This window comes from Rhizobium sp. BK399, assembly GCF_014194695.1.
GTDB lineage: Bacteria > Pseudomonadota > Alphaproteobacteria > Rhizobiales > Rhizobiaceae > Rhizobium.
Genome location: NZ_JACIAH010000035.1, coordinates 1 through 11,160 on the forward strand (window position 1 = coordinate 1; position 11,160 = coordinate 11,160).

General features: G+C 59.5%; 9 protein-coding genes and 1 pseudogene. All 10 read left to right on the plus strand.

Going from position 1 to position 11,160, the window contains the following annotated elements; genetic code table 11:
* Window positions 1–332: 332 nt before the first annotated feature.
* A complete protein-coding gene (locus tag FHT97_RS30255) occupies window positions 333–668 on the plus strand; it encodes a hypothetical protein (RefSeq protein ID WP_183759282.1) in 336 nt (111 codons plus the stop codon).
* Window positions 669–803: 135 nt separating this feature from the next.
* Window positions 804–1,010, plus strand: coding sequence for a hypothetical protein (locus tag FHT97_RS30260; protein ID WP_183759283.1), 207 nt, complete (start codon window positions 804–806; stop codon window positions 1,008–1,010).
* A gap of 183 nt (window positions 1,011–1,193) precedes the next feature.
* Window positions 1,194–2,000, plus strand: a complete 807-nt coding sequence (locus FHT97_RS30265) for a pseudouridine synthase (RefSeq protein ID WP_183759284.1) — start codon at window positions 1,194–1,196, stop codon at window positions 1,998–2,000.
* A 4-nt stretch (window positions 2,001–2,004) separates the two neighbouring features.
* Window positions 2,005–2,700 carry a phosphoribosyltransferase gene (locus FHT97_RS30270; RefSeq protein ID WP_183865150.1) on the plus strand — a complete coding sequence of 232 codons (696 nt, stop codon included), beginning with the start codon at window positions 2,005–2,007 and terminating at the stop codon, window positions 2,698–2,700.
* A gap of 106 nt (window positions 2,701–2,806) precedes the next feature.
* A complete protein-coding gene (locus FHT97_RS30275) occupies window positions 2,807–4,549 on the plus strand; it encodes an SLC13 family permease (RefSeq protein WP_183865152.1) in 1,743 nt (580 codons plus the stop codon).
* Between the two features lie 81 nt (window positions 4,550–4,630).
* On the plus strand, window positions 4,631–5,575 hold the full coding sequence (locus tag FHT97_RS30280; protein WP_183759287.1) for a phosphoribosylaminoimidazolesuccinocarboxamide synthase: 945 nt from the start codon (window positions 4,631–4,633) through the stop codon (window positions 5,573–5,575).
* A gap of 103 nt (window positions 5,576–5,678) precedes the next feature.
* On the plus strand, window positions 5,679–6,281 hold the full coding sequence (locus FHT97_RS30285; RefSeq protein ID WP_183759288.1) for a TetR family transcriptional regulator: 603 nt from the start codon (window positions 5,679–5,681) through the stop codon (window positions 6,279–6,281).
* Window positions 6,282–6,418: 137 nt separating this feature from the next.
* A complete protein-coding gene (locus FHT97_RS30290; protein WP_183865154.1) occupies window positions 6,419–7,636 on the plus strand; it encodes an efflux RND transporter periplasmic adaptor subunit in 1,218 nt (405 codons plus the stop codon).
* Between the two features lie 43 nt (window positions 7,637–7,679).
* Window positions 7,680–10,784, plus strand: a complete 3,105-nt coding sequence (locus FHT97_RS30295; protein ID WP_016557260.1) for an efflux RND transporter permease subunit — start codon at window positions 7,680–7,682, stop codon at window positions 10,782–10,784.
* Between the two features lie 157 nt (window positions 10,785–10,941).
* Window positions 10,942–11,160: pseudogene (locus FHT97_RS30300) on the plus strand (nodulation protein NodT); the annotation flags it as partial.

The following is an 11,160-nucleotide window of genomic DNA, read 5'->3' on the forward strand; positions in this document are numbered from 1 at the left end:
CTTATAGATCCTACCCCTTTTCTAAGTCAACAGCGCAAAACAAAGTTTTTTGACATTTTTGTAACACACTGATTCGATTGACGGATTTTCGGGAGAGAGTTATTCACACGGCAGGATCGCGTGGGAGCGTACCTCGAAATTCCCTTACCGACAGGTCGAAGAGCGCCGTTCCCACCCCTCCAGATCCCTTACAGAACGCCCAAAAGCGGTGCCAGAGGGTTGAAAATCGACCAAAAAGGATCATTTGCCCCTCACGGCCCTGCAGATCCGACCACCCGGAACCTATCGCAGCTCTTTTGAGTTCTCGTTTGTGTAAAGGAAAGGAGAAAGACATGGCTGTCACCACCGACGACATCAAAGCTTCCGTCAGCAAGGACATCGCCGCGCTTCAGCAGGAAGTATCCCGCCTACAGAAAATGATCTCGGCGCAAGGAGCCGAAGCCTATTACGAAGTGCGCGAACGGGCCGGCAAGGCTTATGATGATGCCCTGCCCCGCGCAAAAGGCGCGGTCGCCCAGATCCGGGCTGAAGGTGTGGCGGCCGCAGGCGCCGCCCGTGAGCACGCCGCTGCGACGACGACCGCGTTGGCACTTGCCGCTGCGGTTGGCTTTCTAGCCGGCTATCTCCTAAGTGGCAGCCAGCAGCCTCCACGCCATTGGTGGCACTGATCGACGCCGGTAGGGCGCCTGCCTTTATATCGGGACCGCTTTGATCCGAAGATCAACGCGGTCCGTAATACTTTGGTCTTAGAAAAACCAAGTTTCGTCGTTACTAACGCCGCTGGAATAAAGGGAGGACTATTGATGGAGAGCAAGCAAGCACATTTTATAGTCGAAGTCAGTGTTGATGGCGTCAACGGCCGTAAGGCGGTAGGCATCATGAACATGCGCCAAGCCCTTGAACTGCCCGAATTGCCGTTCCTATCCTATACGCATCCCGATCCCGCCAAAGCGGCAGCGGGCATCGTTATCAGCCGCCAGGAGCTCGCCGGTTTCATGGCCCGCCACTGAGATGTTGCTGACCTAACCTGAAGACACATTGAAGATGGCGCCATTGGCGCCTTCTTGTTTCTTCAGCCTTCCCCTCGCCTCCAGATCGTCGTCTCGTTGTCCCCGGTTTTGATTGCCGCTTGCTGGCATAGTGCCCCTGTTCGTGTCATTACGACTTCTCCGAAACCGACAGGAATAAACAGGGTGAGGCAGCGGCGCCCAATACAGACATCGCGCGAGCGCACGAGACCAAGCGATGAAGCGCTGGCAAAGCGTGTGACGCTGCCGCGCGCGCTTTCAAAGCTCGGTTACTGTTCGCGAACGCAGGCTGAACGGCTGATCCTCGAGGGTCGCGTTTCGGTTGACGGACGGAAAGTCACCGACGTCTCCGCCTGGGTGGACCTGACATCGGCAAAGATCCGCGTCGATGGGACCAATGTGGTTGCCGAGGCGAAAATCTATCTCATGCTGAACAAGCCGCGCGGGCTGGTGACCACACGCGATGACCCGGAAGGCCGCCCGACCGTCTATGACTGTCTCACGGATTTCGATGTTCCGCACCTGTCGCCCGTCGGCCGCTTGGACAAAGCGAGCGAAGGCTTGCTGCTCTTTACCAACGACACCGTGTTCGCCCAGGCTCTGCTCGATCCCCTCACCCACGTCAGCAAGACCTACCATGTGCAGGTCAATCGGATCATGGACAGCGAGATGCTGGCCGAGATGACCTATGGCCTCCGTCACGATGGCGAGGTTCTCAAGGCGATCTCGGCAAGATCATTGAGGAACGGCGAAAAGAATGCCTGGATCGAGGTCGAACTCGATGAAGGCCGCAACCGCCAGATCCGCCGCATGCTGGAAGCGCTGGATATTGAATGCCTTCGTCTTGTGCGGGTTGCGATCGGAGATTTGGCACTGGGTGAATTGCCCAAGGGTGCGGTGCGCGCCTTGACGGACGCGGAACTGAAGGAACTGCGCAGGCGCGCGGGCATGGAAACGACGAGACGGAATTGACAGCATGACGGAATTGGCGGCACACGCGTTTTGGCAGAAGATCCACAATCCGGGCACCTTCCCGAGCGACGGCGATGTCTCGTCTTGCTATGTTGCCGAACTAGAGGATGGCCGACAGCTTCGCCTGCCGGTGCGCGTGCTGGCCGACGGGCAGCATGCCTTGGCGTCTCTGATCATCAACCAGGCAAGCTTCGCGGTCCTTGATGTGCTGGCTCAGTCCCTCGCCGAGAAACTGAAGAGCTTTCAGGTCGACGTTGTCGCCGGCCTGCCGACGCTCGGGCTGACCCTTGCCGCAGCCGTGGCGCAGAAGTTGGGGCACGCACGATATGTCCCCCTCGGAACGTCTCGGAAATTCTGGTACCGGGATGATCTTTCCGTTGCGCTCTCGTCGATTACCACGCCCACCCAACAAAAGCGTCTTTATATAGACCCGCGCATGTTGCCCCTCCTCGAGGAACGACGCGTGGCGCTGATCGACGACGTCATTTCCAGCGGCGCCTCGATCGTTTCGGGGTTGCAGCTTCTTGCCGGCTGCGGGATCGAGCCTGTTGCCATCGGTGCGGCAATGCTGCAGTCGCGCCGCTGGTGCGAGACGCTCGACGCTGTCGGTCCGCAATGGCGTGAGAGAACAGTGGGCGTGTTTTCTAGTCCAATGCTGGAGATTACCGATACCGGCACGTGGCGCCGGCCTGCAGCCTAGGTCAGGACCTGAGCACCTTGGCAGACCACCGACTGCAATATTTCGCTCTATACAGCGCCGACCGAACCGATACATTCTCGCGATGGATTGAGGTTCGGGGCAAACCATGACGTTCGAGCAAGCATCCTTGCTGATCCTGCTGCTCGCGATGCTCGTCCTGTTTTCGTTGGAGCGCTTCCGCATCGAGGTGATTGCGATTGCCGGGCTGCTCGCCGGATACGCCTTCCGCCTCTATTCGACCGAACAGGTCTTTTCCGGCTTTGCCAGCCCCGTCGTCATCACGGTCGTCGAGATCCTGCTGATCGTGCAAGTGCTTGCGCGGGCGCAAATCTTCGATCAGCTCGCGGATTTTTTCGTGAGAGCCAGATTTTCGAATACCGCTGTCATCGCCACCCTGTCGGGAGCGGCCGGTTTCATTTCCATCTTCATGAATGACATCGGCGCCTTTTCGATCGCCCTGCCGGCAACGCTGCGCGTGAGTGCCGCGCTCGCGATACCGAAACGGCAATTGATCATGCCGATTTCCTTTGCCGCGCTGTTGGGCGGAATCGTATCGTTGATCGGTACGCCGGCGAACATGCTCGTCAGCAATGCCTTGGCAGAGGCAAGCGGTACGGGCTTTCGGCTTTTCGACTTTGCCTATGTCGGCTTGCCGGTGGCGATCGTCGGCATCATCATGACAGCTTGGCTGGCGCCAAGGCTTTTTCCAAACGAGGAGAGCGATGCGCCTGAGCCCACCTCGTCGTCGAGACGCAGAATTGCCGAACGACGCATCCCGGCGGGCTCATCGTTGATCGGTACACGGCTTTCGGATCTGCCTGGTCGATTCTTACTGCAGCCGCATACGCTCATTCGTGATGAGAAGTTCCTTTTCGGCACGCCCGACAAACTCGTCGTCGAGGCAGGCGACCTGCTACTGGCAGAAGCGGACCACGCGGTCTTCGAGGGGCTGCAATCCGCCGGGACACTGCTTCGGCAACGACATCCGAGCCTGGCCGCTGCCGATCTCGACTATGTCGAGGCCGTCGTGATGCCTGAGAGCACGCTGATCGGCTCGCGACTGCATTCTCTCGAGGTATTCAGCAGCCGCGGCATCACGGTGTCGGCCCTCTCGATGCGCTCTCCGCGGATCGAGGGACGCTTCGCCGATCTGCAGCTCTCAATAGGCGACATTTTAGTGTTGGAGGGCGAGCAAGAAGCGATCGCCGAAGCGCTGGACGAATGCGAGTGTCTCCCGCTTGCGGCGCAGCGGCCGCCCCCAAAGTCGGCGTCCTGGCAGCCCTTTGCCATCTTCGCCGCGGGCGTCGCGGCAACGGGCTTCGAACTTGTCACGCCCGACATTGCCTTTGCCGGCGTCGTGCTTGTTCTGGCTCTTCTCAATTACCTGAACATTCGCCAGGCCATGGCGGACCTCAACTGGCCGATCATCATCATGCTTGGCGCGATGATCCCAATAGGTTCGGCGGTCGCGACAACTGGCACTGCCCAGGTCATCGCATCGGCGCTTGGTTCGATGGTGTCGCTGACCGAACCTGCCGTCGGGGTAGCGCTCGTCCTCTTTCTGTCGATGCTCCTGACCCCGTTTGTCAACAACGCAACCGTCGCGATCGTCATGAGCCCGATCGCTGTCGCCTTTGCAGCAACCGCGCATCATTCTCCGTCGGCGTACCTGATCGCAGTCGCCGCAGGCGCCTCACTGGATTTCCTGACGCCCTTCGGCCACCACAACAACACCCTGGCGATGGGCATCGGCAGTTACCGGTTCAGCGACTTCCTGAAAGCCGGCGCCCCGCTGACGCTGGTGAGCTATGGTCTTGCGCTTCTTCTTATCTATCTCTTCTGGCTTTAGTAGCGGCTCTGCTTGACATCCCCGGTGATGGAACTAGAGCAGGGGAAAGTTCACGAACAATGCATAAGGATGGTCGAGCCCGTGCGAATCCTCTCCGAAGCCCATTTCCCAGAGCTCCCCAATTACTATCGTGGCAAGGTTCGCGAGAACTATGACCTGCCGGACGGACGGCGCATCATCATCAGCACCGACCGACTGAGCGCCTTCGACCGCATCCTCACCTGCATTCCGTACAAGGGACAGGTTCTCACGCAGACGGCCCGCTACTGGTTCGAGGCGACGAAGGACATCTGCCCTAATCACGTTCTCGACTATCCCGATCCGAATGTCGTCATCGGCAAACGTCTCGATATCCTGCCGGTCGAAATCGTCGTTCGCGGCTATCTCGCCGGCACGACGGGCACCTCGATCCTCACTCTCTATAAGAAGGGCGAGCGTGAGATGTACGGCATGCGACTTCCGGACGGCATGCGCGACAACCAGAAACTCCCGACCCCAGTCATCACGCCGACCAGCAAGGAATTCGACGGCGGCCACGACGAGCCGCTGACGCCTGCCGAGATCGTCGAGCGCGGGCTCCTGACCAAGGAGCAATGGGAAACGCTTTCGCGCTACGCGCTGGCGCTCTTCGCCCGCGGCCAGGAACTCGCAGCCAAACAGGGTCTCATCCTCGTCGACACCAAATACGAGTTCGGCACGGACGAGAACGGCAATATCATCCTCGCAGACGAAATTCACACACCGGACAGTAGCCGCTACTGGCTTGCCGACAGCTATCAGGCAAGCTTTGAAGCTGGGACACGACCCGCAAGCTTCGACAAGGATTTCGTACGCGCCTGGGTCGCTGAACGCTGTGATCCCTACAAGGACGAAATTCCGGAGATCCCGGCCGAGCTGATCAAGCAGACCTCCGATGTCTACATCAAGGCCTATGAGACCATCACGGCGCAGCGCTTCGTTCCGGACGACAGCGACGCCACGCCGCTTGAGCGTGTCCGCAAGAACTTGTCACCCTACTTCTCGTAAAGCGTCGGGCAAGCAGTCTGCAACATTAGCTTGCAGGCATTCCGTCCTTGACGGTAGCATCGGGCCAAAATGAGATGCCGGCCACGAGCCGGCGGGGGAATGGATGGCACGCAGGCCAAGACGCAAGGCCGAGGAAACTCGCGAAGACATTCTGTCGATGGCAGAATTGTTGTTCCGTCAACGCGGCTTTGTTGCCGTTTCGATCGCCGATATTGCCGCTTCCCTCGGCATGTCGCCTGCCAACGTCTTCAAGCATTTCCGTTCGAAGACCGCCCTTGTCGACGCCATTGCAGAACGACACCTGGGCGACGTCGCGGACCGCTTTGCGGCCTTCGATGAAGGCTTACCCCCGAACGAACAATTGCTTCGCTTCGTCCTGCGTCTGCTCGATAGCCACCTGCAGGACATCCAGCAGAACCCCTACATCTTCGAAATGGTCCTGATGACGGTGCAGGCCAAGCTCGAGGCCGGCAATCGATATAGGGAGCGCATCGTCCAGAAGCTGGACGACATCATAAGAGAAGGTGTCGCCAAGGGACGCTATCGTTGCAGCAGCCCGAAGGATGCCGCCGCCACGGTTGCCGATGTCCTGGCGAGCGTCCTGCATCCCGTTCTGATCGCCCGTGACGACAAGGACACACTTGTCCACCGCGCAAAGCAGATCGTCATTTTCGTCGATGCCGCACTGCAAAATAGCGCTTGCTAAGTGACGATTCATAAATTACGTCACTTCGTAAAGTCTTTCTTAAATTCGGATCAGTGGCATTTGATTCTGGATCGATGATCGTACTTCATCGTTGAAGCAGGTCATTGGTTCGGACGCCACCGCACAAGGAATTCATTATGATACGGCGCATTTTCCTGGTTTCTTCCGCCCTTGCCATCGGCGGTGTGCTCGCCGCCTGCAGCGATAGCGGCAACAAGCAGGGGGCTGCCGGTGCTCCGGGCGCCGCGGCGCAGCAAGCCGCACCGGTTGGTGTCGTATCGCTCACGAAGGGCACCTTCCCCGTCACCACGATTCTGCCCGGACGCGCCGAGGCATCGCAGATCGCCGACATTCGTCCGCAGGTGAGCGGCATTATTCGCGAGATCCCTTTCAAAGAGGGTGGCGAGGTCAAGAAGGGCGACATCCTCTATCAAATCGAGGACGCTCCTTATCTGGCAACCGCCGCGCAGGCGCGTGCCGCCATTGCCAAGGCGGAAGCCAGCGTTCCGAGCGCCCAGAGCAATTTCGACCGCTATCAGCGTCTGGTCGGTTCCGGCGCGACACAGATCGAGCTTGAGACGGCGCGCACCAACCTGCTGCAGGCGCAAGCCGAGGTCGAATCCGCGAAGGCTGCCCTGACCGCCGCCGAGATCGATGTTGACCACACCAAGATCACCGCACCCTTCGACGGGGTCATCGACCAGACAGCATACAACGTCGGCAACGTCGTCGCTGCAAACCAGACGACGGCACTTACGACCGTTCGCCAACTCGATCCGGTCTATATCCTCCTGACGGAATCAAGCACCAATCTGCTGCGGCTTCGCGATGCGATCCGCAGCGGCGAGGTCAAGGGCAATCCCGGCAACGCCGCCTTCCGTCTCATCCTGGAGAACGGCAAGGAGTATGACCAGAAGGGCACGCTCGATATGTCGAAGTCCGTCGTCAGTGAGACGACCGGCACGTTCATTATCCGTGTACGTTTTCCGAACCCCGACCACGTCATCCTGCCGGGCATGTACGTCCGCGCCACGCTGGAACTTGGCGCCGAGCAGGGCTACGCGCTGCCGCAACTTGCCACCAGCCGCAACGCAAATGGCGAGTTGACCGCGCAGTTCGTGTCGGCTGACGGCAAGGTCGAAACCCGGATCTTCGAGAACGCGTCGCCCTCCAACAACGCCTGGCTTGTGACCGAGGGCATCAAGGATGGCGACCAACTGATCGTCAGCGGCCTGCAGTCGATCACGGCAGGCATGCCCGTCAAGCCAATGCCGATGAAGATCAATGACAAGGGCATCGTTGTGCCCGCTGACCAGGCCGCATCCGGTGAAGCGCAAAAGCCCGCCGCGAAGTAATCGCGACGAACCGTGATCAGAGCCGCACAGGAACAGTAAGCCAATGGCCAAGTTTTTCATCCGACGCCCGATCTTTGCTTGGGTCATCGCGATCACGATCATGCTCGCGGGCTTGCTCGCAATCTTCACGCTGTCGATTTCGCAATATCCTGACATCGCGCCAACCACCGTGCGTATCAACGCGACCTATCGTGGCGCGAGCGCCGAGACGGTCGAAAAGTCGGTGACGACGATCATCGAGGACGGCATGACCGGTCTCGACGACCTGACCTATATGACGTCGACGTCGTCGACCGGGTCTGCCAGTATCTCGCTGACCTTCGGCACCAGCGCCGACCCCGACATCGCGCAGGTTCAGGTCCAGAACAAGCTCCAGCTGGTCCAGTCCAAGCTGCCTGGTGATGTCATCGACGCCGGTATCAGCGTCACCCGCTCGACCTCGAGTATCCTGCTCGTCGGCTCGCTCGTTTCGACCGATGGCAAGCGCAGTTCGGTTGACCTCGGCAACATCATGTCGACCTCGATTGAAGACCAGATTCAACGTATCGAGGGCGTCGGCAGCATTAACATCTTCGGTTCCGGTTACGCCATGCGCGTCTGGCTGGATCCCTACAAGCTGTTGAAGTACCAGCTGACAACAGGTGATGTGACCTCGGCGATCGAGGCGCAGAACACTCAGGTTTCGGTAGGATCGCTCGGCGCTCAGCCGTCCGTCGACGGCCAGCAGCTCAACGTGACCATCACCGCGCAGAGCCAGCTCACCACGGTTTCCGACTTCGAGCACATCATTCTGAAGGTCGAGAAGGACGGCTCCACCGTCCGCCTCAGTGATGTCGCGCGCATCGAGATCGGCCAGGAAAGCTACGGCGGCTCATCGCGCTACAACGGCCAGCCGTCGAGCGGCTTTGCCGTCAACCTCGCCATCGGCGCCAACGCCATCGATACGGCCGACCGTGTCCGCTCCGCCCTCGACACGATCAGCCGCGGCCTGCCGGAAGGCGTGGAGATCACCTATCCCTATGACACGACCCCCTTCGTCGAACTGTCGATCGAGAAGGTCGTTCACACCCTGATCGAAGCCATCGTTCTTGTCTTCATCGTGCTACTGGTCTTCCTGCAGAACCTCCGGGCGACGATCATTCCGACGATCGCTGTGCCAGTGGTCCTGCTAGGCACTTTCGGCATCCTCGCGATGGCGGGATATTCGATCAACACATTGACGATGTTCGCCATGGTTCTCGCCATCGGCCTTCTCGTCGACGATGCAATCGTTGTCGTCGAGAACGTCGAACGCATCATGACGGAAGAAAAGCTTTCGCCACTCGAGGCGACAGAGAAGTCGATGGGCGAGATCACCGGCGCTATCGTCGGCATCGCCCTCGTTCTGACGGCGGTCTTCATTCCGATGGCTTTCTTCGGCGGTTCGACCGGCATCATCTATCGTCAGTTTTCCGTGACGATCGTCTCCGCGATGCTGCTTTCTGCGCTCGTCGCGATCGTACTGACGCCGGCGCTGTGCGCGACGATGCTGAAGCCGGTGAGCGAGCACAAGAAGCACCGGATCGGCGACTGGTTCAACCGCAATTTCACACGTTCTACCAACAGCTATGTCCGGTCCATCGGCTACCTGCTGAAGCGGCCGATCCGCGTCATGCTCGTCTTCCTTCTTATTGGCGTCGGTTGCGCTTATCTCTTCAACCGCCTGCCGAGTTCCTTTCTGCCGCAGGAAGACCAGGGCGTTCTACTCACCATCGTCACCACGCCTCCCGGCTCGACGACGCAGCAGACCCAGGCTGTGGTCGAAAAGGTCGAAAAATACTACCAGGAGAATGAGAAGGACGCCGTCCAATCCGTCTTTGGTGCGCTTGGCTTCGGTTTCAACGGCTCCGGTCAGAACAGCGCGATCGTGTTCACCAAGCTCAAGGATTTCAAGGAGCGCACCGATCCGAACCTGCATGCGCAGGCCGTCGTCACGCGCGCGCTCAAAACCTTCTTCACATACCGTGAAGCGCAGGTCTTCGCCCTGCTGCCGCCGGCCATCCAGGGCCTCGGCGTCTCGAGCGGCTTTTCCATGTATCTCGTTGACACCGGCGGTCATGGCACCGAAGCGCTCGATGCAGCGTCGAAGCGGCTGATCCAGATGGCCAACGCCAGCGGCAAAGTCGTGGCTCTGCGCAGCAACAACAAGGAAGTCGAGCCGCAGATGAAGATCGTCATCGACCAGGAGAAGATCGGCGCGATGGGCGTCGATATCACCGCGGTCAATTCGATGCTCTCGGTCATCTTCACAGGCCGCGACGTCAACGACTTCACGCTGAACGGCGAGATCAAGCCGGTTTACGTGCAGGGCGACGCTCCGTTCCGTATGCAGCCGAACGATCTGGATCATTGGTACGCCCGCAACTCGAGCGGTGAGATGGTGCCATTCTCGGCCTTTACCCGCACCGAATGGGTCAAGGGGGCTCCGACACTGGCGCGCTTCAATGCGGTGAGCGCCATCCCGCTCGACGGTGCCTCGGCACCCGGCGTCAGCTCCGGCGACGCTATGAACGAGATGGAAGCTCTGACAGCACAGCTGGGCGGTGGCTACACCGTGGCCTGGCAGGGCATCTCCTACCAGGAGCGCCTGTCCGGTTCGCAGGCGCCGATGCTCTATGCGATCTCAGTGCTCGTCGTCTTCCTCTGCCTGGCAGCGCTTTACGAAAGCTGGTCGATCCCGTTCTCAGTTATCATGGCCGTGCCGGTGGGTGTGCTGGGGGCTCTTGCCGCCGCTACGCTCTTTGGCCAGGCAAACGACGTCTACTTCAAGGTCGGTCTGCTGACGACGATAGGTCTAGCGGCGAAAAACGCGATCCTGATCGTCGAGTTCGCAAAGGACCGAATGGAAACAGGAATGGGGCTCTTCGAGGCAACGCTCGAGGCAGCGCGCCTGCGCCTGCGTCCTATCATCATGACGTCGCTTGCCTTCATTTTGGGCGTCGTACCGCTGGCGGTTGCGACCGGAGCGGGCTCGGCGGCACAGAACGCAATCGGCATCGGCGTGCTCGGCGGCATGCTTGCAGCAACCGCTCTTGGCATCTTCTTTGTGCCCTCATTCTTCGTTGTCATCCGCCGACTCTTCTCGCGGGCGCAAAAAAATGAAGCGTGAGTGTTGTATAAATGCACTGTGAGAAAATGAGACTCGTTGTTACATTGCCGCCAACTGCTTCGGGATGGTGTTTCTCGTACGAGCGAAGCGCGGCCGATAGCGAAGCATGAAGGCTTCTGACAAGAATAAATTTGGTCGAGTTACAGGAAGATTTTTAATGGCATCTTTTCGCTTTGCCTCTCCGGCGCTTCTGCTCCTACTCGCGGGCTGTGTGAGCGGCCCGGATCATGTTCCTCCGGAGATGCCGCTTCCGGCGAAGTTCAGCGAGGGTGGCGCCAAGAACATTGGCGACGTGTCGACGACGGCCTGGTGGACGGCCTATCGCGACCGGAAGCTGGACGGCCTGGTCGTTCAGGGCCTGAATGAGAACCTGTCG

Coding starts and splice junctions, on each gene's coding strand:
- FHT97_RS30260 (WP_183759283.1), top strand. CDS start 804: ATGGAGAGCAAGCAAGCACATTTTATAGTCGAAGTCAGTGTTGATGGC.
- FHT97_RS30275 (WP_183865152.1), top strand. CDS start 2,807: ATGACGTTCGAGCAAGCATCCTTGCTGATCCTGCTGCTCGCGATGCTC.
- FHT97_RS30270 (WP_183865150.1), top strand. CDS start 2,005: ATGACGGAATTGGCGGCACACGCGTTTTGGCAGAAGATCCACAATCCG.
- FHT97_RS30285 (WP_183759288.1), top strand. CDS start 5,679: ATGGCACGCAGGCCAAGACGCAAGGCCGAGGAAACTCGCGAAGACATT.
- FHT97_RS30295 (WP_016557260.1), top strand. CDS start 7,680: ATGGCCAAGTTTTTCATCCGACGCCCGATCTTTGCTTGGGTCATCGCG.
- FHT97_RS30255 (WP_183759282.1), top strand. CDS start 333: ATGGCTGTCACCACCGACGACATCAAAGCTTCCGTCAGCAAGGACATC.
- FHT97_RS30290 (WP_183865154.1), top strand. CDS start 6,419: ATGATACGGCGCATTTTCCTGGTTTCTTCCGCCCTTGCCATCGGCGGT.